Source organism: Patulibacter americanus DSM 16676 (assembly GCF_000420025.1).
Lineage (GTDB): Bacteria > Actinomycetota > Thermoleophilia > Solirubrobacterales > Solirubrobacteraceae > Patulibacter > Patulibacter americanus.
Map to the genome: position 1 here is coordinate 107,585 of NZ_ATUD01000005.1, position 21,231 is coordinate 128,815.

General features: G+C 75.4%; 19 protein-coding genes and 1 tRNA gene. 12 read left to right on the top strand and 8 right to left on the bottom strand.

Features of this window, described 5'->3' with window-relative positions; genetic code table 11:
* The first annotated feature begins 3 nt into the window (after positions 1-3).
* On the top strand, positions 4-1,665 hold the full coding sequence (gene recN, locus F593_RS0110240; protein ID WP_028721589.1) for a DNA repair protein RecN: 1,662 nt from the start codon (positions 4-6) through the stop codon (positions 1,663-1,665).
* 100 nt (positions 1,666-1,765) lie between these two features.
* Here recN and F593_RS0110245 read toward each other — a convergent pair whose 3' ends face one another.
* Entirely contained in the window at positions 1,766-2,791 is a 1,026-nt protein-coding gene (locus tag F593_RS0110245; protein ID WP_157251716.1) for a hypothetical protein, read from the bottom strand.
* Positions 2,792-2,854: 63 nt separating this feature from the next.
* Positions 2,855-3,295 carry a peptide-methionine (R)-S-oxide reductase MsrB gene (msrB, locus tag F593_RS0110250; RefSeq protein WP_022928662.1) on the bottom strand — a complete coding sequence of 147 codons (441 nt, stop codon included), beginning with the start codon at positions 3,293-3,295 and terminating at the stop codon, positions 2,855-2,857.
* A gap of 310 nt (positions 3,296-3,605) precedes the next feature.
* On the opposite strand from msrB, the gene F593_RS0110255 reads away from it, so the two are divergent.
* The 3 genes from F593_RS0110255 to F593_RS0110265 all read left to right on the top strand — a co-directional run bounded on the left by F593_RS0110255 (position 3,606) and on the right by F593_RS0110265 (position 7,156).
* On the top strand, positions 3,606-5,279 hold the full coding sequence (locus F593_RS0110255) for a CTP synthase (protein WP_022928663.1): 1,674 nt from the start codon (positions 3,606-3,608) through the stop codon (positions 5,277-5,279).
* 43 nt (positions 5,280-5,322) lie between these two features.
* Positions 5,323-6,516: a M20/M25/M40 family metallo-hydrolase gene (locus tag F593_RS0110260; RefSeq protein WP_022928664.1), complete on the top strand. Its 1,194-nt coding sequence runs from the start codon at positions 5,323-5,325 to the stop codon at positions 6,514-6,516.
* A 76-nt stretch (positions 6,517-6,592) separates the two neighbouring features.
* Positions 6,593-7,156: an NUDIX hydrolase gene (locus F593_RS0110265; RefSeq protein WP_022928665.1), complete on the top strand. Its 564-nt coding sequence runs from the start codon at positions 6,593-6,595 to the stop codon at positions 7,154-7,156.
* A gap of 115 nt (positions 7,157-7,271) precedes the next feature.
* On the opposite strand, the gene F593_RS24145 is transcribed toward F593_RS0110265, so the two are convergent.
* Positions 7,272-8,144 (bottom strand): glycerophosphodiester phosphodiesterase, encoded by an 873-nt coding sequence (locus F593_RS24145; protein ID WP_051160491.1) that lies wholly within the window; start codon positions 8,142-8,144, stop codon positions 7,272-7,274.
* Between the two features lie 221 nt (positions 8,145-8,365).
* Here F593_RS24145 and xerD point away from each other — a divergent pair, with 221 nt between their 5' ends.
* Positions 8,366-9,334 (top strand): site-specific tyrosine recombinase XerD, encoded by a 969-nt coding sequence (gene xerD, locus F593_RS0110275; RefSeq protein ID WP_022928666.1) that lies wholly within the window; start codon positions 8,366-8,368, stop codon positions 9,332-9,334.
* Between the two features lie 98 nt (positions 9,335-9,432).
* Positions 9,433-10,284, top strand: a complete 852-nt coding sequence (gene mutM / locus F593_RS0110280) for a bifunctional DNA-formamidopyrimidine glycosylase/DNA-(apurinic or apyrimidinic site) lyase (RefSeq protein WP_022928667.1) — start codon at positions 9,433-9,435, stop codon at positions 10,282-10,284.
* Positions 10,285-10,332: 48 nt separating this feature from the next.
* Here the strand turns inward: mutM and grxC are convergent, their stop codons facing one another.
* A complete protein-coding gene (gene grxC / locus F593_RS0110285) occupies positions 10,333-10,587 on the bottom strand; it encodes a glutaredoxin 3 (RefSeq protein WP_022928668.1) in 255 nt (84 codons plus the stop codon).
* 92 nt (positions 10,588-10,679) lie between these two features.
* Here grxC and recO point away from each other — a divergent pair, with 92 nt between their 5' ends.
* From recO to F593_RS0110315, 6 genes are all read left to right on the top strand, one after another.
* The gene (gene recO, locus F593_RS28145; protein WP_022928669.1) at positions 10,680-11,402 is read left to right on the top strand and encodes a DNA repair protein RecO; all 723 of its coding nucleotides are present in this window, start codon (positions 10,680-10,682) and stop codon (positions 11,400-11,402) included.
* 45 nt (positions 11,403-11,447) lie between these two features.
* Complete coding sequence (dgt, locus tag F593_RS0110295; RefSeq protein WP_022928670.1) at positions 11,448-12,581, top strand: dGTP triphosphohydrolase; 1,134 nt, start codon at positions 11,448-11,450, stop codon at positions 12,579-12,581.
* A 19-nt stretch (positions 12,582-12,600) separates the two neighbouring features.
* Positions 12,601-14,751: a DNA primase gene (gene dnaG, locus F593_RS0110300; protein ID WP_022928671.1), complete on the top strand. Its 2,151-nt coding sequence runs from the start codon at positions 12,601-12,603 to the stop codon at positions 14,749-14,751.
* A gap of 77 nt (positions 14,752-14,828) precedes the next feature.
* On the top strand, positions 14,829-15,179 hold the full coding sequence (locus tag F593_RS0110305) for a hypothetical protein (protein ID WP_022928672.1): 351 nt from the start codon (positions 14,829-14,831) through the stop codon (positions 15,177-15,179).
* Positions 15,180-15,321: 142 nt separating this feature from the next.
* Positions 15,322-16,029 (top strand): hypothetical protein, encoded by a 708-nt coding sequence (locus tag F593_RS29865; protein ID WP_022928673.1) that lies wholly within the window; start codon positions 15,322-15,324, stop codon positions 16,027-16,029.
* A 166-nt stretch (positions 16,030-16,195) separates the two neighbouring features.
* Positions 16,196-17,428 (top strand): FAD-dependent oxidoreductase, encoded by a 1,233-nt coding sequence (locus F593_RS0110315; protein WP_022928674.1) that lies wholly within the window; start codon positions 16,196-16,198, stop codon positions 17,426-17,428.
* A gap of 8 nt (positions 17,429-17,436) precedes the next feature.
* Here the strand turns inward: F593_RS0110315 and F593_RS24155 are convergent, their stop codons facing one another.
* The 4 genes from F593_RS24155 to F593_RS0110335 all read right to left on the bottom strand — a co-directional run bounded on the left by F593_RS24155 (position 17,437) and on the right by F593_RS0110335 (position 21,200).
* Complete coding sequence (locus F593_RS24155) at positions 17,437-18,687, bottom strand: glycerophosphodiester phosphodiesterase (protein ID WP_084629863.1); 1,251 nt, start codon at positions 18,685-18,687, stop codon at positions 17,437-17,439.
* A 116-nt stretch (positions 18,688-18,803) separates the two neighbouring features.
* A tRNA-Asn gene (locus F593_RS0110325) sits at positions 18,804-18,875 on the bottom strand.
* 73 nt (positions 18,876-18,948) lie between these two features.
* The gene (locus tag F593_RS0110330; RefSeq protein ID WP_084629865.1) at positions 18,949-20,106 is read right to left on the bottom strand and encodes a glycosyltransferase; all 1,158 of its coding nucleotides are present in this window, start codon (positions 20,104-20,106) and stop codon (positions 18,949-18,951) included.
* A gap of 50 nt (positions 20,107-20,156) precedes the next feature.
* Positions 20,157-21,200: an LLM class F420-dependent oxidoreductase gene (locus tag F593_RS0110335; RefSeq protein WP_022928677.1), complete on the bottom strand. Its 1,044-nt coding sequence runs from the start codon at positions 21,198-21,200 to the stop codon at positions 20,157-20,159.
* Between the last annotated feature and the right edge of the window lie 31 nt (positions 21,201-21,231).

Genomic DNA, 21,231 nt, shown 5'->3' on the forward strand with positions numbered 1-21,231 from the left:
TTCGTGCTCCTCGAGCTGCGCGTCGAGAACCTCCTCCTCATCGAACGGGCGGAGCTGGACCTGGTCCCCGGACTGAACGTCGTCACGGGCGAGACCGGTGCGGGCAAGACCGTGCTGGCCCACGCCCTGGACCTGCTGCTGGGCGCGAAGCCGCGGACGGGCATCGTGCGCCCCGGCGCCCCGGAGGCGTGGGTCGAAGGGGTCTTCTCCATCCCGGAGGGCCTCCCGGCCGAGATCGCCGAGCGCCTGCCCGCGGACGCCGAGGAGCTCGTCCTGGCGCGCAAGGTGACCGCCGAGGGCCGCTCACGCGCGTTCGTCGGCGGCCGCTCCGCCACCGCCGCGGACCTGCGCGAGGTCGGCGCCGTGCTCCTGGCCTTCCACGGCCAGCACGAGGCGCGTCGCCTGCTCTCCCCGGCGGCGCAGCTCGGCCTGCTCGACGGGTTCTGCGAGGCGCAGAAGGCCGGTCACCTCGACCGTCGAGACGCGCACGCCTCCGCCCACGCGGCCGAGCGCGACGCCCGCCGCCGGCTCGACGAGCTGCGCGAGGCCGCCGGTGCCCGCGAGCGCGAGCTCGACCTCCTGCGCTTCGAGCTGCAGGAGATCGACGAGGTCGATCCGGCCGTGGAGGAGCAGGAGGAGCTCATGGCCGCCCGCGAGCGGCTCCGGCACGTGGAGGCGCTGCGTGGTGCGGCGTTCGTGGCCAGCCAGGCCGTGGGCTCCGACGACGGCGGCGCCGGCGCGGGCCTGGCCGCGGGGGAGGGCGCGCTCGACGCCGTCGCCGGGGTCGACCCGGAGCTCGACGTGCTCGCCGCGCGGATGAGCTCCCTGCGGATCGAGGCCGACGATCTCGCGGCCGAGCTGGCCCGCCACCTCGAGCGCCTCGACGCCGACCCCGCCGAGCTCGAGCGCATCGAGGAGCGGCTGCAGGCGATCTCGCGGCTCGAGCGCAAGCACGGCGGCTCCGTCGCCGCGGTCCTCGACCACGCCGAGCACTGCCGGCACCGGCTGGCCGAGCTCGAGGACGTCGAGGGCGCGACCGCCGCGGCGCAGGCCGACATGGCCGAGGCCGCCGCCCGTCGGGAGAAGCTCGCCGGGCAGCTCACGAAGACGCGCGCGAAGGCCGCGCCCGCCCTGGCCAAGGCCGTGGTGGAGCGCCTGGCGAACCTGGCGATGCCCGCGGCACGGCTCGAGGTGCGTCTCGAGGCGCGGGAGCCCGGGCCCACCGGCGCCGACCACTGCGAGTTCATCCTGGCGCCGAACCCGGGTGTGCCGGCCGCCCCGGTGCGTGACGCCGCCTCGGGCGGCGAGCTCTCCCGCGTGATGCTGGCGCTGCTGGCCGTCGCGGGCTCGGGCACGGAGGCCACCCAGGTCTTCGACGAGATCGACGCCGGCGTCGGCGGTCAGACGGGCCGGGCCGTCGGGGAGCAGCTGCGGACCCTGGGCCAGGACGGCCAGGTCCTCTGCATCACCCACCTTCCGCAGATCGCTGCGCTGGCCGACCGCCACTTCGCGATCGAGAAGGACACGGACCGCGAGCCGGCCCGCACGGTCGTGCGCCGCCTGGACGACCCGGAGGTCGTCGGCGAGCTCGTCCGGATGCTGGGTGGCGAGGACGGCGACGAGGGCGCCCGCCGCCACGCGGAGGAGCTCCGCAGCGCGGCCTGAGCGGGCTCAGGGGCTCGGCGTCGCCGCGACGCACGGGAACCGCCGTCCCGGCGGGCCGCTACCCGCGCCGGGCTCGCCTGGCCGTCCCGCGGGGGCGGCACTACATGTCGTGGTGGTGGTGCGCGCCGCCGTCGTTCGTCCGCCCGTGGAAGCCGGTGGGCACGCCCCCGAGGCGACGCAGCGTGCGACGGGACAGCGGGGCGCCCGGGTCGCCGCGGAACCGGGCCGGCAGGCTCCAGCAGCTCGCCGGTCGGCCCCGGAGGCCGCGCGCGATGCGGCGGTCCTCCGCCGCCTGACGCGCGCGGGTCACCGGGACGTCGGTGCTCGTGTGGCCCGGTCGGTGACGCAGGTACATGCGGCCGTAGGGAGCGGCATCGTCCAGCACCTGGCGCGGGCGCGAGAACCAGCAGGGCAGCAGCCGCGACTGGCGCTCGGCGAGGCGCGCGGCCTGGGTCGCGGGCGTCGAGAGCGTCGCGACGCCGGCGACCCGGTTCTCCTCGATCCGGAGGCCGACGGCCGCGAGCACGGCGGCCGGGTCCGCCCGGACGCGGGTCACGATCCTGTGGGCACTCCAGCCCCGGGTCCGCAGGGCGTCGTAGTGCCCCCGCCGCACGCCGGACGTCCGGATGACGATCGACTCGACACCGGCGCCGTGGAAGACGTGGAACAGCACGTGCTGGGCGAGGTGCCCGCTCACGAGCATCAGCCGCGTGCGGCGCTCCATCTCGATCCGCCGCGCGCGGGGCGCGTCGGCGGCCCACGCCGTGAGACGCCGGACGAGCGTCTCGACGCCCACTCCGCGGTCCCGCGCGAGCTGGGCGATCGTGTGGTGGTCGTTGTAGAGGAAGGCCTCGAGCTGGCCGGGGGCGAGCCGCAGCTCCCGGGCGAGCTCGTCCTCGTCGAACGGCGCCCAGTGCTGCATCGCCCACGGCTCGGCGACGAGCAGGCCGTGGCGGGCCGACCCCGGCATGGGCGCGTCGTGCGCTCGGGCGTGCGGGACGGCCAAGGCGACGACGAGTCCGCACCAGGCCGTCGCGAGAGCGACGGCCAGGAGGCGACGGACGAGGGGGAAGAGGGCTCCGCGCGGGCGCGCGGAGCCCCCGGGAGACACACGCACGGGACTCACGGGGCGAGAGCCTACGGTGTGCGGCGTACGGCGCGCCGACCGGGCGGCGCGCCGGAGCGGGGCTCAGCCCTTCGGGGCGGCCTGCGTGTCGAGGTCCAGCGCGGCGGAGTTGATGCACCAGCGCTGGCCGCCGGGACCGGGGCCGTCGGGGAAGACGTGGCCGAGGTGGCCGCCGCACTTGGCGCACTTGCACTCGATGCGGACCATCCCGTAGGCGCGATCCTCGTGGAGGCTCACGTTCTCCGCCATGACCGGATCCGTGAAGCTCGGCCAGCCCGTGCCGGAGTCGAACTTCGTGTCGCTCGCGAAGAGCTCGTTGCCGCACGCGGCGCAGCGGTACGTGCCGTCGTCCTTCGTGTCCCAGTACTTGCCGGAGAACGCCGGCTCCGTGCCGCACTGACGCAGCACGGCGTACTGCTCGGGCGTCAGCTCCTGCTGCCAGTCCTGCTCGCCCTTGACCTCGACGGCCGGCGTGGTGGGGGTGGGATTCGTGCTGTCCGACATGGGTCTGCCAGATCTCCAGGCTCGGAGGTGGACGGTCGTGGACGCCCCGGTCGCGGCCGGGAACGACCACCTCCATGGTCGCAGGTCGACCGCCCCGTCCCGTCACCACGGGCCTCGCGCGCGGCGCGCGTCCGCGCCCGCGCGAGCCGGCACGCGGGTCGGGTGCGATCGCCCCGCGAGGGTGCCGGTCTGCACGGAGCGCGTCCGGGGTACCCGCTACCGTTGACGTCGGCCTGTGAGGGGTCTGGCGTCCGCCGCGCCCGCGCCTCGCGGTGCCCGCTTCCCGCAGACTTCAGGTGAGGATCCCGCCGTGCCAGACCGTTCCCCGACCAAGTACGTGTTCGTCACGGGTGGTGTCGTCTCCTCGCTCGGCAAGGGCATCGCCGCCGCCTCGATCGGCCGGCTGCTCGTCGCCCGCGGCCTGACGGTGTCGCTGCAGAAGCTCGACCCGTACATCAACGTCGACCCCGGCACGATGTCGCCGTACCAGCACGGCGAGGTCTTCGTGACGGAGGACGGGGCCGAGACGGACCTCGACCTCGGCCACTACGAGCGGTTCACGAACACGAACACCTCGAAGGCGTCCAACGTCACCACGGGCGGCATCTACGACACGGTCATCCGGCGCGAGCGTCGCGGTGACTACCTGGGCGGCACCGTCCAGGTCGTCCCGCACATCACGAACGAGATCAAGAACCGGATCAAGCTCGCGGGCGAGAGCTCCGACGTCGACGTCGTGATCTGCGAGATCGGCGGCACCGTCGGCGACATCGAGTCGCTGCCGTTCCTCGAGGCCATCCGCCAGTTCCCGGTCGACGTCGGCCGCCGCAACTGCATGTACATCCACCTCACGCTGGTGCCGTACATCAAGCACGCGGGTGAGCTGAAGACGAAGCCCACACAGCACTCCGTGAACGAGCTGCGCCGCATCGGTCTGCAGCCGGACATGCTCATCTGCCGCTCCGAGGCCGTCCTCTCGAAGGACATCCGCTCGAAGATCGCCCTGGGCACCGCGCTGCCCGACGACATGGTCATCTCGGGCAAGGACGTGAACGACGTCTACGAGATCCCGCTCTGGTACCGCGAGGAGCACGTCGACGAGCGGGTCCTGGACCACTTCGGCATCGACGCCCCCGCGCCCGACACGAGCGCCTGGGAGGAGGTCGTCCGCCGTGTGCACGCCGCCACCGACCGCACCCGCATCGCCGTCGTCGGCAAGTACGTCAAGCTCGAGGACGCCTACAAGTCCGTCGTCGAGGCGCTGAAGCACGCCGGCGCGTGGGACGGCACCGCGATCGAGATCGACTGGGTCGACTCGGAGCACCTCGAGACGGAGCAGGCCGCGATCGACCGCCTCGCCGGCGCCGACGGCATCCTCGTCCCCGGCGGCTTCGGCGGCCGCGGCATCGAGGGCAAGATCCTCGCCTGCAAGGTCGCTCGCGAGCAGCGCATCCCGTACCTGGGCATCTGCCTGGGCATGCAGATCGCGGTGGCCGAGTTCGCCCGCCACGTGGCCGGCATGCCGGGTGCGAACTCCACGGAGTTCGACGCGGAGACGGAGTGGCCCGTCATCGACCTCCTGCCGGAGCAGAAGGAGGTCCGCGACCTCGGTGGCACGATGCGCCTGGGTGCCGACCCGATCAAGCTGCAGCCCGGCACGCGGATCCGCGAGATGTACGCGGAGGAGACGGTCTACGAGCGGCACCGCCACCGCTACGAGGTGTCGATCACGCTGCGCAAGAAGCTCGAGGGCGCGGGCCTCGTCGTCGGGGGCACGTCGCCGGACGGCCGCCTCGTCGAGGCGATCGAGCTGCCGGAGCACCCGTTCTTCGTCGCGGCGCAGGCGCACCCGGAGTTCAAGAGCCGCCCCGAGCGTCCCTCGCCGATCTTCCAGGGCTTCGTCTCCACCGCGCACCGTCGCGCGCTGGACCGCCAGGCGTCGGCCGCCGAGACGGCGCCGGTCGACGGCGTCGTCGTGCGCTGAGCCGCACCACCCGGATGCGTGCGCTCGTGACGCACCCCCGCCCGTGATCGCCGCGCAGCTCTTCGGCGACGAGGACGGGGGCACGAGCGCCGCGGAGCGCGAGCGGCTCGCCGAGCTGTTCTCGCGCCTCTGCGCCGCCCCGAGCCCCACGGGCCGTGAACGCGCCTGCGCCGACCTCGTGACCGGCGTCCTGCGCGGCGCCGGGCTGTCGGTGACGGAGGACGACGCCGCCGACGCCGTGGGAGGCGACGCGGGCAACCTGCTCTGCCGGATCCCCGGGCGGCCGTCCACGGCGCACGGCGCGCCGTCCGTCCTGCTGTGCGCGCACCTCGACACCGTCCCGGTCGCGGGCCGCATCGCCCCCGAGCTGTCCGACGGGGTGTGGCGTGACGCGCTGGGCGGGGTCCTGGGCGCGGACAACAAGGCCACGGTGGCCGCGCTGCTCGTGCTCGCCGAGCGCCTCGCCGGTCATCCGCCGGCGACGGACGTCGAGCTGCTGTTCACCGTGGCCGAGGAGACGCAGCTGCAGGGCGCCCAGGCCGTCGACACCGCGGCGCTCACCTCGCGCGTCGGGTTCGTGATCGACCACCCGTCGCCGCTCGGCGGGATCGTCATGGCGGCGCCCGGGCACGTCCGGTTCGAGGCCCACTACCGCGGCCGGGCCGCCCACGCCGGGATCGCGCCGGAGCACGGCCGCAGCGCGGTGCGCGCCGCCGCGCGGGGCGTCGTCGCCCTGCCGCAGGGGCGCGTGGGCGGGGGGGCGACGGTGAACGTGGGGCACATGACGGGCGGCACGCCCGTGACGAACGTCGTCCCCGACGTCGCACTCGTCCTCGGCGAGATCCGGGCGCTGGACGAGGACGTCCTGACGGCCCTGGTCGGCGACGTCGAGGCGCTGCTGCACGACGCCGCACACGTCGACGGCGAGTCCGTCGACCTGGACCTGATCCTGGAGCGCCGGTTCTCGCCCTACCGGCACGCCCCGGCCGCGGAGGCGCTGGCTCTCGCGCACGACGCGCTCGCGCGCATCGGCGTGGGACCGCGGCCGTTCGCCGACGGCGGCGGGAGCGACGCGAACGTCCTCAACGCCCGTGGCGTCGCCACCGTGAACCTGGCGGGCGGCAACGAGGCCGCCCACGAGCCGGGGGAGCGGATCGCGGCGTCGGCGCTCGAGTCCACGCTCGACCTGGTGCTGGCCCTCGTCGAGGCCCACGGCGCGGCGACCCCCGCCGGCTGACCCCCGCGGCGGCCGCCCCCGCCCGCCGTCTGCAAGGGTGCCGGGGAGTCCGCACCGCCCCCGCAGGAGGAGTTCCATGACCGAGCCGTCGAGCACCCACGAGCAACGCACCTTCGAGCGGATCGGCGGTGAGGTCCTCCACGAGGGACGGGTCGTGACGCTCGTCGAGGATCGGTTCCGCTTCGCCGACGGCGCCGAGGTGGGGCGCGAGATCGTGCGGACCACGGGCGCGGTGGGGATGCTCGTCCACGACGGCACCCATCTGATCCTCACCCGTCAGCCGCGCGAGGCGATCGGCGACCCCGACAGCCTCGAGATCCCCGCCGGTCGGCTCGACAAGGACGGCGAGGAGCCGCTGGACACCGCGAAGCGCGAGCTGGCCGAGGAGGTCGGGTTCGCGGCGGAGCACTGGCAGCCGATCGTCCGGTTCCAGCCCTCCGTCGGCATCCTCTCGGAGACGGTGCACCTGTTCTGCGCCCACGGTCTCTCGAAGGAGGAGGCCGACAGCGGCGAGGACGAGCGGATCGAGCTCGTCCGCTGGCCCGTTGACGACCTCGACGGCGCGATCGCGGCCGTGTCGGACGCGAAGACCCTCATCGCCCTGCTGTGGGCCAAGGCCAACGGCCTGCCGGGCGCCTGACCCCGGGGTCCGTCAGACGGCGGCCGGGATCGCGGCACGGGGTCGCGGTCAGGCGGCGGCCGCGTCCCGCGCGGGGTCTCGCGGCCGGGGTGCGGCCGGACCCGCGCGAGGTCGGTCAGGCCGCGGCGGCCACCCGCACGGCGGCGGGGCCGAGGCCCGCGTCCGGCACGAGCGTCGGCGCGGCGGAGCTCGTCGCCACGGCCGCGTTCCAGCGGGCCAGCTCGCCCGCGCGGTTCGTGATGATCCCGTCCACGCCGGCAGCGCGCATCGTGGTCCAGGCGGCGGGATCGTCGACGGTCCACGGGACGACGGCCAGTCCCGCGGCCTGCAGGTCGCCGACGACGTCCGGCCGGGGCGCCAGGGCGTCCCAGTCCGGGTTGTAGGCCACGACGCCCAGCTCGCGGGCGACCGCCACCGGGTCGGCGTCGAGGGTGCGGCGCAGGAGGGCGAGGCGCAGCTCCGGGGCCAGGTCCCGGGCGTGGATGAGCGTGTCCTCGTCGAAGCTCTGCAGCACGGTCCGGTCGAGCATCCCGGCCTCGCGCAGCTCGGCGACGTAGCGGGCGACCGCCGCGCGCGTCTGCGGGCGCTTGACCTCGAGCAGCAGGCGGGCGCCGCGGGCGGCCGACAGACGCAGCGCTGCGGTCAGCCGCGGCACGCGCTGACCGGCGAAGGCGGGGGAGAACCACGAGCCCGCGTCCAGGCCGTCGACGTGGTGGGACACGTGCTCGCGCAGCGCGCCGGTGCCGTCCGTCGTGCGGTCGAGCGTCGCGTCGTGCAGCACGTAGGGCACGCCGTCGGCGCTCGTGTCGACGTCGATCTCGACGAGGTCGGCGCTCGACGCCGCGGCGATGGCGGCCAAGGTGTTCTCCGGCGCGAGCGACGACTGGCCGCGGTGCGCGATCACGCGCGGGGCCGGCCGGTCGGCCGGCGGGGCGGCGACGACGGCCGGCGCGAACTGCGGGGCGACGGTGAGCTGAGCGGGGGCCACGGTGCTCCTCGGGAAGAGGGAGAGCGGGGAGTCGACGCGACCCGAAGGGCCACGAGAAGCACGCTAGGAGCAGGGGAGATGCCCGATGTAGCCGTCGGGTGACCGTCACGTGACCCTCGTGTGACCCCGACGCGGTCTCGCGCACCGTCCGTTGCAGACGGCGCACGCCCCCTTGCACCGCGCAGGGACCGCCCGGCCGCCGCGCAATCCGCCTCCCGTCCATGCAGCCACTCGCCGCGACCGCACCGCCCCGTACCGCCTCCGGGCTGGTGCTCGACTTCCTGGCGTACCTCGAGTTCGAGCGGGGGCTCTCGCGCAACACGCTCGACGCGTACCGCTCCGACCTCGGGCAGTTCCTCGCCTTCATGGAGGGCCGGGGGCGCGGCGTGCTCGAGGCCACGGGCGACGACATCACGGCGTTCCTGGACGGCCTCGCCTCCGGGGGTGTCGCCGCGGACGGCAGCCCGAAGCGCCCAGCGGCGGCGGCGACGATCCAGCGCAAGGCGGCCTGCCTGCGCTCCTTCTACCGCCACGTGCGCCGCGAGGGCCTGCTCGACGCGGACCCCACCGCCGACGTGCGCGGCCCCCGCAAGCGCGAGCAGCTGCCGAAGGTCCTGACCCGGGCCGAGGTCGCCAAGCTCCTGGCCATGCCCGGGCGCGACGGCGACGCCGAGCCGATCACCCTGCGCGACCGCGCGATCCTCGAGCTCATGTACGCCTGTGGACTGCGCGCGAGCGAGGCGACCGGCCTCGACGTGGGCGACGTCGACCTCGAGGACCACATGCTCCGGGCCCGCGGCAAGGGCAGCAAGGAGCGGATGGTCCCCGTGGGCCGGCGCGCGATCGACGCCCTCGTGCGGTATCTGCGGGACGCCCGCGGCACCATGGTGGGCGGCGGCAGCGAGCGGGCGCTGTTCGTCAACGCCCGCGGCGGGCGTCTGAGCCGCCAGGGCCTCTACAAGATCGTCCAGCGCCACGCCAAGACGGCCGGCCTGGACGACCGCATGAGCCCACACACGCTGCGCCACAGCTTCGCGACGCACCTGCTGGCCGGCGGCTGCGACCTGCGCACGCTGCAGGAGATGCTCGGCCACGCCGACATCGCGACGACGCAGATGTACACGCACCTCTCCGCGCAGCGCCTTCAGGACGTCTACCGCGACGCCCACCCGCGCGCCCAGCACGGCTGACCGCGACACGGCGCGACACGGCCGGGCGGCACCCGCCGGCCCCGCCGACCGACCGCCCCGCAGCGGGCGACGCGCGCCGTCGCGTACCGTCGAAGGGGATGCCGGAACTGCCCGAGGTCGAGACGATCACCCGTCAGCTCGCGCCGCACCTCGAAGGGCGCACGCTCATGGGGGTCGAGATCCTCGACCCCCGGTGGTGCGTCCCCGACGACGCTGCGGCGACGGAGACCACGCTGACCGGCCGGCGGGTGGAGCGCCTGGAGCGCCGGGGCAAGCACATGGTCTGGCGCACGGACGCGGGCACGCTGCTGCTGCACCTGCGGATGACCGGCACGCTGCTGGTCGGCGCCGATCCCGACGTGCCCTACCAGCGCGTGGTGCTCGTGCTCGACGACGACACGGTCGTGCGCTTCTGCGACCCGCGCCGGTTCGGCACGGGCCGGTTCTTCGCGGACGACCGCGAGGCCGACGCGTACCTCGACGCGCGCCTGGGCCCCGAGCCGCTCGGCCCCGACTTCGACGGCCCGGCGCTGCGGGCCGCGATCCGCGGGCGCCGCGCGCCCATCAAGGCGTTGCTGCTCGACCAGGGGGTGGTCGCGGGCGTCGGGAACATCTACGCCGACGAAGCGCTGTTCCACGCCCGCGTGCACCCCCAGCGCCCCGGGGGCCAGCTCACGGGGCCGCAGTGCGCGGCGCTCGTCGAAGGCGTGCGGCTGTCGCTGCGGGCGGGGATCGCCTCGGGCGGGGCCACGATCGACGACTTCCGCCACGTCGACGGCGTGGAGGGCTGGTTCCAGAACGACTTCAGCGTCCACCGACGCGCCGGGCTGCCGTGCCCGGAGTGCGGCACGCCCGTGACCAAGCGCGTCGTCGCGGGACGAGGGACCTACAGCTGCGACCGCTGCCAACCGCGCCCGAGGGCCCGGCGAGCGGTCGCCCGGCCGCGCTGAGGCGGCCGCGGGGCGGGGGACGGCCGGGGCCGCCCCGCCCGGGAGGCGCTAGGCGCCGACGAGCTCGGAGAGGCGGCCGGAGCGGTCCGCCGCGTTCAGCTCGTCGAACCCGCCGACGAGCTGCTCGTCGATCAGGATCTGCGGGAACGTCATCATGCCCGTCTTCTGCGCGAGCTCCGCGCGCGTCTCCGGGTCGCGGCCGAGGTTGATCTCCTCGTAGGGCAGGCCCCGCTTGTCCAAGAGCGCCTTGGCGCGGACGCAGTAGGGGCAGGCGTTCGTGGTGTAGACCGTGATCGAACTCATGACGTGACCAAGTACCCAGGATGGGGGTGTCGTCCTCGGGCCTCTGTGCAGCCGGCCGAAGGACCGTGTACTTCAGAAAGTATAGTAGTGCGGTGAGCGGCAGTCGCGTCAGCACGGAGGCCGTCGTGCTGCGCTCCATGCGGTACGGCGAGGCGGACCGCATCCTCCACGCGATCACGCCCGAGCACGGCCGCATAGGGGCCGTCGCCCGCGGTGCGCGCAAGCCGAAGAGCAAGCTCGGCGGGCGGCTGGAGCCCCTCTCCGTGGTCCGGCTCGACCTGCTCAAGGGCCGCAGCGACCTGCACACCGTCGTCGGGGCGGACACGGTCGCGGTCCACCACCGGATCCTCACGAGTCACGCCGCGCTGACCCACGCCCAGCGGGCCTGCCACGTCGTGGACCGCACCGCCGCGGAGGACGAGCCGGCCGAGCGGGTCTTCGGGCTCCTGCGCACGCTCCTGGCCCTCCTCGACGCCCGACCGGACGCCGCCCACGAGGGCCTGCAGCTCGCCTTCCGGCTCAAGCTGCTCTACGCCCTGGGCCTGCAGCCGGCGCTCGGCGCCTGCGTTCGCTGCGGCGCGACGGAGGGCCTCGTCGCCTTCGACGCCCAGGCCGGCGGCGTGGTGTGCGCCAGCCACCAGGGCGGGGCCCCAGGGATCGACGCCACGGCGCTCGGCGCGATGGTCGACGCGCTCGGCGTGCCGCTGTCCGAGGCCCCGCGGATCGACGCACGGCCGGCCCGACAGATCCACCGCGCGATCGAGGGGCTGGCCGTCCACCACCTCGGCGTCGACCTGCGTCCGCGCGACGAGTGACGGCCGCCCCGGTCCCGACAGCCGCCCCTGCGACAATCGACGGGCATGTCCGCCGCCGTCCCCGCACCGACGTCCCGCCTCGGTGATCCGCACGCCCGGCGGCGCGCCTTCGAGGAATCGTTCCTCGCCCCGGGTGCCGCCCGCACGTGGCCCGCGGACCGCGCCGCCGACGAGCGCGACGACCCGCTCCGCACGCCGCTGCAGCGCGACCGCGACCGCGTCGTGCACTCCAAGGCGTTCCGCCGCCTGAAGCACAAGACCCAGGTCTTCCTCGCGCCGGAGGGCGACCACTACCGCACGCGGCTGACCCACACGCTCGAGGTCACGGGGATCGCGCGGACCGTGGCGCGCGCGCTCGACCTCAACGAGGACCTCGTCGAGGCGATCGGCCTGGCCCACGACCTCGGCCACGCGCCCTTCGGCCACATCGGCGAGGAGGCGCTCGACGCCTGCCTGCGTCCGCACGGCCGCCACTTCCACCACTGGGAGCACTCCGTCCGGATCGTCACGGTGCTCGAGGACGCCCCGAGCGCCGTCCGCGAGGTCGGCGGCCGGGCGCTGAACCTCTGCGGCGACGTCGTCGACGGGATCGCCGGGCACTCGGGGCGCTCGCCGATGCCGGACACGCTCGAGGGCCGGATCGTCCGCATCGTCGACCGCATCGCCTACCTCAATCACGACATCGACGACGCCATCCGTGCCGGCGTGCTGCGCGAGCGCGACCTCCCGGGCGCGCCGATCGCCGAGCTGGGCGCCACGCCGTCGCGGCGGATCGACCGGCTGGTCCAGGATCTCGTGACGACGTCGCGGGAGACGGGGGACATCGCGCAGGGGGCGGCCGCCGGCGAGGCGATGGACGCCCTGCGCACCTGGATGTTCGAGCACGTGTACCTGGCCCCCGACGCCCAGGCGGAGCACCGCAAGGCGCATGCCCTGGTGCGGCGGCTGTTCGAGCATCACCTCGAGACGGCGAGCGCCGAGGAGGCCCCGGGTCCGGCCGCGGCCCGCCTGCCGCTGTCCATCACGGACGGCGGCTGGGACCAGTACCACGTGCAGCGCGACCCCGATCCGAACGCCGACGCGCTGCAGCGCGCGACGGACTGGGTCGCCGGCATGACCGACCGCTACGCCCTGCGGGCCTACGCGGACCTCGTGGTCCCGCGGGTCCACGCGGGGTAGCGCGGAGGAGGGACCGGCCATGCCGATGTACGCGCGGGAGGACCTCGACCGCATCCGGGACACCACCGACTTCGTCGCGCTCGTCGAGCAGCGGGTCGAGCTCGAGCGCGCCGGCGGCGGCAACTTCAAGTGCCTCTGCCCGTTCCACGACGAGCGCTCGCCGTCCATGTCGATCAAGGCGGACGACAAGCTCTTCCACTGCTTCGGCTGCCAGGAGGGGGGCGACCTCTTCCGCTGGGTCGAGCTGACGGAGGGCGTGGACTTCACCGGCGCCGTCGAGCTGCTCGCCGACCGCGCGGGCATCCAGCTCAAGACGGAGGAGGAGGACCCGGAGACGGCCGCGCGGCGCAAGCGCGAGCGGCGCCTGCTCGAGCTCCTGGACCGCACGAACCGCTTCTACGAGCGTCAGCTGTGGGACTCGGCCGAGGGCGCGCAGGCCCGGGCGGAGCTGCAGCGCCGCGGCCTGGACCCCGACCTGCTGCGCGAGTTCCGCGTGGGCTACGCCCCGTCGGCCTGGGACCGCGTCCTCGTGGGGTCGCGCCACGCGGGCTACACCGAGGACGAGATGGTGGCCGCCGGCGTCGTCATGCGGGCGCGCGACAACCCGGGCCGGCTCTACGACCGCTTCCGGCGGCGCATCACGTTCCCGCTGGCGGACCGGCGCGGCCGGATCATGGGCTTCGGCGCCCGCGCGATCGGGGCCGACCAGAAGCCGAAGTACGTCAACTCCTCCGACGGCCCCGTCTACCACAAGGGCCGCCACCTCTTCGCGGCCCACGTCGCCCGCAAGCAGGCGGCGCGGACGGGCGAGGTCATCCTGTGCGAGGGCTACACCGACGTCATCGCGCTGCACCAGAGCGGGCTGACGAACGCCGTCGGCCTGATGGGCACCGCGCTCACGCCGGAGCAGATCGGGGCGCTGGGCAAGCTCGCGCCCTCCGTGATCCTCGCGCTCGACGCGGACCGCGCCGGCCGCGAGGCGATGCTCCGCGCGGCGCAGCTCGCCGCCGGCTCCGGGCTGAAGATGCGGGTCGTCCTGCTGCCCGACGGCATGGACCCGGCCGACCTGCTCGCCAAGCGCGGGCCGGAGGCCGTGAAGAACGCCTTCGCCGAGCCGATGGCGCTCGGCCGGTTCCACGTCGGCCACGTGCTCGCCCAGTCCGACCTCTCCGACGCCGAGGGCAAGGACAAGGCGATCGACGACCTGCGCCCCGTCTTCGCCGGGCTGCCCCCGGGCGTCCTGCGGATGGAGCTGCTCAACGAGGCCGCCAAAAAGCTGCGCCTGGACCCGACCGTCCTCGGCTCGCTGATCGACCACCCGCCGGCGACGCCGGTACCGGTCGGACGGGGCGGCGGCGCGCGCGGCGGCGGTCCGGGGTCCGGCCGTGGCGGCGCGGGCGGCGGACGCGGAGGCCAGGGTCCGGGAGGCCGCGGGGGCGGGGGACCGCGGTACGAGGGCGGCTCGGGCCACGGCGGTTCGGGCGCGGGGGGCTCGTCCTCCGGCGGCGGGTCGTACGGCGGGTCCTCGCCGGCAGGCGGTTCCGGTTCCGGCGCCGCCTCGTCCTCCGGCGGCTCGCGGTCCACCGGTGGCGGTGGCTCCTACGGAGCTGGCGGAGGCTCCTACGGCGGCGGTTCGTCCTCCGGCGGCTCCTCGTCGAGTGGCGGGCGCGACGGTCGCCGGCCCGGTCCTCCGCGGCCGCAGGGGCCGGTCGCGCGCGCCGTGCCGAGCGCCGGCGGGCTGGAGGACGTCGCCCGCGTGGAGCTCTCGTTCCTCGCCGAGTGCCTGGCGGCGGGACCCGAGGCCGCGGACCTGCTCGACGACACCCGGATCCGCACGCAGATGATCAACGACGCGCACCGCACCGCGGCGATCGCGCTGCGCGAGGCCCTGCGCTCCGGGCAGCCGCCGGCCGCCGGCGACGACTCGGCGCGCATGGTGCTCGACCTCATCCGCCGCATGGCCGCCGGGGTGCAGCACCCGTCCTGCGCGGCGGCGGAGCTGGCCGGGCTGCGCCTCGAGCTCGGCGTGGTCACCGAGGCGCTGCGGTCCGGCCGGGGGTTCGAGCCCGGCGCGTCCCCCCAGGCCCTCGTGCTCCGCCGGCTCGAGCTGCAGCGGCGCATCGACCAGGGGCTCGGCGAGCTCATGAAGGGCCCGCGCCGCACCGCCTGAGGCGTCGACGCGCTGGGGAGGCCGTCGCCGTCGCGCGTCCCGGCGCCCCGCGGTCGGTCCGGCGCTACCCTCGGGACATGGAGCGGACAACGGTGTCGCGGCGGGTGCGGGCGAGCCTCGGGCTGCCGTACGCGCTGGCCGTCCAGGCGTGGCCGACGGGCCCGCGGTGGCGCGGCGCCGCCGTCGCACTGGCGCCCTTCGTCGTCGTGATGGCGCTCGTGGTCCTGTGGCTGCTCGGCGTCGTCGCGCTCTCGACCCTCGGCGTCTTTGGGCTCGACATCGTGAACATGGAGGGCAGCCTCCACTACGTCCGCGACACGGTCGTCTTCGTGATCGCGGGCGCGGTCACGGCACTCCTGTGGGTCCTCCTCGTCGCCGTCGGCCGGACCGCGGCCGAGGGTCGCCGGGACGGTTTGGCCCGTCGCTGAACGCATTGTGCCCCGGGCGCGATCGGGGTCTCCGATCACCGTCGAACAGCCGTCCGGGCGCCCCTGCTCCGGCGTCGCCACCGGCCGATCACGAGGGGGTCATCCCTCGCCGACCGCGGTCGGCCGACCCTGAGGTTCCCCCATGCGGATCAGCCCGCTCCTCATCACCGCGGCCCTCGCGCTCGCGGTCCCCGCCACGGCGGCGGCCGCGCCGCCGGCCACCAACCCCAACGGCAAGCCGAACCCCGGTGCGGCCAACCTGGCCCAGAAGGGCGAGAAGCCCGAGAAGGCGGAGAAGCCCGACAAGCCGGCGAAGCCCGAGAAGGGCAAGGTCCCGGCCCCGAGCCCGGCACCGGCGCCCGCGCCGGCTCCCGCGCCGGCCGTTCCCGCCGAGCCGACGACGCCCGAGGCCCCGGCCCCGGCCCCGGCACCCGAGCCCGCGGAGCCCGAAGGCACCGTCGGCACGACCACCGTCCGCGTCGTCGGTCCGACCGCGTCCGCGGCGGCGAAGGCGAAGGCCTACGGGCCCTACTGCCGGGCCGAGAGCCGCAAGCGCGTCGCGGGCACGCGGAACACCCCCTTCAGCCTCTGCGTGACGGCCCTCGCGCGCGTGGCCAAGAACGACGCCGCCCCCGGTCAGGCGTGCCGCGCCCTCAGCCGCAAGAAGGCCCCCGGCACCGCCGGCAGCCCGTTCAGCCTGTGCGTCAAGGCCGCGAAGAAGCTGCGCACGCCGGCGCCGGTCCCGACGACGCCCGAGGATCCCGCGACGACGCCGGAGCCCCCGGTCGCCGAGCCGGAGCCCACGACGCCCGACGAGCCCGTGAACACGCCGGAGACCCCGGCGGAGTAGCCGTCACCACCCGCGGGGCCGGCCCCGCGGCCACCCGCCGCGCCGGCCCCGTGCGGCCCGCCGGGCCGCACGTCCGTCGGGCGTCGGGGCACCCATGCAGCCCCCGTCGGACCGCCCGTGTTACGGGCCACTCGGCGCGGGGGAGGGCCGCGCGTAGACTCGCCCCATGGCCTCCGCGCGTCCGCTGCAGGTCCTCGTCGCCGGAGGTGGCATCGCCACCCTCGAGCTGCTGCTGGCGCTGCGCGCCGCGGCCGGTCCGGCCGTCGCGGTGACGGTGCTCTCACCGGCCGCCGAGCTGGTGCACCGACCCGAGGCGGTCGGGGAGCCGTTCGGCCGCGTCCCGCGCCGCTACGACCTGGCTGAGATCGTCGCCGGGCTCGGCGGTCGGCTCCGCCCCGGCGCGCTCCGCTCCGTCGATCCCGACGCGCGCGAGGTCGTCCTCGCGGACGGGCACCGCCTCGGCTACGAGACGCTCGTCGTTGCCGTCGGCACGCGGACCGCGCAGGCCGTCCCCGGAGCGACGTCCTTCCGCCCCGGCGGCACCGGTGACACGGCGGACGTCGTCCGCGAGATCGAGGACGGCCGGGCCTCCCGGGTGGCGTTCGTCGCTCCCGCGGGGGCGTGGGCGCTCCCGGCGTACGAGCTGGCCCTGCACACGGCGGGGCGCGTCCACGAGGCCGGCGTCCGGACCCCGGGCGCCGTCTCCCTCGTCACGGCCGAGCCCGCGCCGCTCGCCGTCCTCCGCGGGGCCGCCAGCGACGCCGTCGCCCGCCGCCTCGAGGCCGCCGGCGTGGTCGTGTACGCCGGCCGCGAGGTGACGACGTGGACCGACGGGACCCTGACGCTCGGACCCGACGCGACGACCGTGCCCGCCGACCGGGTCGTGGCGCTGCCCGTCCCCACCGGCCCGGGGGTCGAGGGCCTGCCGATGCGCGCGGGCTTCGTGCGGGTCGACGAGCGGTTCGCCGTCCCGGGCGCCCCGGGCGTCTTCGCCATCGGCGACGCCGCGGACTATCCGGTCAAGCAGGGCGGGCTCGCGACGCAGGAGGCCGACGTCGTCGCCTCGACGCTGGCCCGGCAAGCGGGGGCCGACGTCCCGGAGCGGCCGTTCCGCGCTCGCGTCCGGGCGGTGCTGTGGACGGGCGCCGCGGCGTTGTACCTCTCCGCCGACCTCGACGACGGCGAGCCGGTGGCGTCGGACGCCGCGGAGCGCGCCCCGTGGTGGCCGCCGGAGAAGGTCGCGGGGGCGCACCTGGCGCCGTTCCTGCTCGACGTGGACGAGGTCGGGGTGGAGCGCGCCGTCGCCCGGGCCGACGAGCGGCGGGCCCACCCGGCGACCGGGGCGCTCCTGGCGACCCCCGATCGCGAGGGCATCCTCCCGCTCGACCGCGAGGCCTGAGCGGCGGGTCAGCGGAAGCGGACGGCCACCGGCAGCGACCGGGACCCGCTGCGCAGGCGGTAGGTCCCGCGCGGCATGGCCCGCACGACGCGGATACGCCCGAGCGTCCCCCGGGCGTAGGTCCGTCCCCGGCGGGTGAGCCGTACCGTGGCGCCGGCGCGCCATCCGGGGGCGACGCACCGGATCCGCCGGGCGCCGCGTGCGCCGCGGACGGTGCAGCGCGCGCGGAGGGCCGTCGGGCCGGGGGACGCCGGGCGGGGCGCCGCGGCCGGGATCGGCGGGACCGGGCTGCCGGACGGCGGAACGGGCGCAATCCCCGGGGTGCTGCCCGCCGGCGTCTCGTCCGGCGTCCCCGGAATCCCGGCGGCCGGAAGCTCCGGGTCGACGGCGGGGGCCGGGTGGGTGCGCCGGTACTCGGCGTTCCAGGCGACGAGCCCGCCCGGGTCGTTCGTGATGATCCCGTCGATCCCCAGGTCCCGCATCGCCGCCCACTCGTTCGGGTCGTCGACGGTGAAGGGGACGGTGGCGATGCCGGCCGCGGACAGGGCCGCGATCGCGGCAGGGCGGCTCTTCAGGGCGTTCCAGCTCGGCAGGTAGGCGACGGCACCGACGGCCCGCACCGCGGCGACCGGGTCGGCGTCGACCGTGTTGCGCAGCAGCGCCAGGGCGATCTCGGGAGCGAGCTCGTGGGCGTCGCGCAGCCCCTGCTCCTCGAAGCTCTGGATGACCGTCCGTTCGGCCATCCCGCTCGCGCGAATCTCGGCCACCACCCGCGCCACCTGCTCGCGGGTGTGCGAGCCCTTGAGTTCGATCACGAGGTCGCTCGGCCCCCGGTGGACGGTGTCGAGGAGCGCCGTCAGCCGCGGGAGGCGCTCGCCGGCGTAGGCGGCGCCGAACCACGACCCCGCGTCGAGCCCGTCGAGCGTCGTGGAGGCCGTGCTGCGGACGAACCCGAACCCGTTGCTCGTGCGGCTCAGCGACGCGTCGTGCAGGACGAAGGGCACGCCGTCGGAGCTCGGCTGCGTGTCGCCCTCGACGAACTCCGCGCCCGCGCTCGTGGCCAGGTGGGCGGCCGCCAGGGTGTTCTCCGGTGCGAGCTTGGAGTAGCCGCGGTGCGCCACCACGGCGGGCGTCGCCCACGGGGCGTCGGGGCGCACGAGCTGCGGGGCGCCCGACGCGGCGACGGGGGCCGCGGCGCAGATCGCCCCGGCCAAGATCCAAGGTGCGAGGACGTGACGTGGGCGGCGGCGGGCAGGCACTACCCGAGGGTAGGTCGCGCCGTCCTCCCCGCGGTGACCTGCGGGTGAACGGCGCCGTCGGGGAGCGTCCCGCCGGAACGAGAAACGCCCAGCGAAGGCTGGGCGCGGCGTTCAGGCTCCGGGGGTGGGACTCGAACCCACAACCCTTCGATTAACAGTCGAATGCTCTGCCATTGAGCTACCCCGGAACGCTCGGGGGATCGTACGCGATCGGACGAGAACGCGGCGGCTCGCCGTCCAGAACGCTCGGCGAAGGTCCGATCAAGTTCCGCCCGCCGCGAACGACTCGACGAGCGGCGCGCCGCGGTCGCAGCCGTCGCCCGCGGCCACCCAGGCGGCGATCTCGCCCGCGCGGGCCGCGTAGGACGGGTCGGAGATGGCGGTCAGGACGGCGGCCCGCAGCGCCCGGGAGCCGGCGAGGCGACGGGGGAGGCGCAGGCCGGCACCCGACCAGGCCAGGCGGGCGGCGTTCTCGTACATGTCGCCGGCGGCGGGGATGGCGACGACCGGCTTGCCGGCCGACAGCGCGCGCAGCAGCGTGCCGTGCCCGGCGTGGCAGACCACGACGTCGGCCAGCGGCATGACCTGGGAGTACGACATCCACGGCACCAGGAGCGCGTTGTCCGGGACCTCGACCGGGCGCAGGCGCGCCGCGGCCGCCTCGCTCGTGCGGTTCTGGGCGGCGAGGACCCGGACGGGGGCGTCGGCGAGGCCCTCGAGCGTGGCCCGCAGCAGGAGCCCGGTCGGGTCCTGCGAGGTGGAGGGGGCGACCACGACGAGCGGTGCATCGCCGGGCGGCAGCTCGACGGGCTCGGCGGGCGGCTCCCACACGAAGGGGCCGACCGTGTGGGCCCCCCGCAGCGCGGCACGGCGCGGGTAGGCGAGCTGCGGGACCGAGCCGATGAGCGCCAGGTCCTCGGAGATGCCCCCGTGGAACCGGCTGACGGGCGGGAGTCCGACGTCGTCCCGGACCTCGTTGAGCTCGGTCCGGCCGAGCTCGAGCGAGCGGTCGACGAGTTCGCCGACCTTCCGCCACAGCTCGCGGCCCAGCCGCGTCCGGGCCGGCCGGGCGCCGGAGGAGAACGGCGGCCAGCCGTGCTCCGTGCGCGGGTCGACGTGGGGGACGAGGGTGGCGACCGGCACGCCGCGGAGCTCGCCGGCGAGCCCTGGGCCGAGCGTCAGGATGTCGTGGACGACCGCGTCGGGACGGACCTCGTCGACCAGGGGCAGGGTGTCCGTCGTCGCCCGCCGGACCGCCTCGTAGGGGGTCAGCGGCTCCTGCCCGAGCTGCGGGAACGTCGGGTACTCCGGCGAGGCGGCGAAGCGCATCCCGCCGGCCTCGACGTCGTCCTGCCAGCGGATCCAGCTCTGGACCCACACGTCGTGGCCTCGGGCGGCGAGACGCCGCCCGAGAGCCATGATGGGAAACGCGTGCCCTGGGTCGCCGAAGGCCCCGAGGAGGAACCGGCTCACACCGCCTCGGCGGCGGCCGCGAGCTCACGCAGCTGGGCGATGCGCCCATCGCGCGTCGTCGTCGCCGGCGTGACGATGAGCGTGTCGACGCCCGCCGCCTCGAACGCCCGCAGCCGCTCCGTCACGTGCTCGCGCGTGCCGACGAGGTTGATGGCGTCCAGGAGCTCGTGCGGGATCGCGGCCATCGCCTCGGCCCGCTTGCCCTCGAGGAAGAGGTCCTGGACCTCCTTCGCGGCGTCCTCGAACCCGTAGCGGCTGACGGCCGCGTTGTAGAAGTTCTTCTCGCGCGAGCCCATGCCGCCGACGTAGAGCGCCGCGACGCCGCGCATCATGCTCTCGGCGGCCTGCCCCGGGTCCTCGCCGATGTGGAAGTTCGTGCTCGGGCACACCTTCACGTCGGAGCGCTGGCGGCCGGAGGTCTCGATGCCCTCCCACAGGGAGCCGAGCGCGACGTCGGCGTGCTCGGGGGAGAACATCATGGGCAGCAGGCCGTCGCCGATCTCGCCGACGAGCCGGGTGTTGTTCGGGCCGATCGCCGCGATGTAGATCGGGATGGACTCCTGGACCGGGGCGATCGTGAGCTTGAGCGCCTTGCCGGGGCCGTCGGGCAGCGGCAGCTCGATGGTCTCGCCGTGGAACTCGAGGCGCTCGCGGGCGAGCGCCTTGCGCACGACGGCCACGTACTCGCGGGTGCGCTTGAGCTGCTTGCCGAAGCGCTGGCCGTGCCAGCCCTCGGCCACCTGGGGGCCGGACGAGCCGATGCCGAGGATGAAGCGGCCGTCGGAGAGGTTGTCCAGCGTCGCCGCGGTCATCGCTGTCATCGCGGCCGAGCGGGCCGGCATCTGCATGATCGCCGAGCCCAGCTTGATCGTCGACGTCTGCCCCGCGAGCCAGCCCAGGATCGTGACGGCGTCCGAGCCGTACGCCTCGGCGGCGAACACGGAGTCGTAGCCGAGCCGCTCGGCCTCCTGGACGATGTCGAGCTGGTCCTGGCGCGTCAGGCCGAGGCCCCAGTAGCCGAGTTGGATGCCGAGCTTCATCTGCAATCTCCCGTTCAGCGGGGCGTCCGCC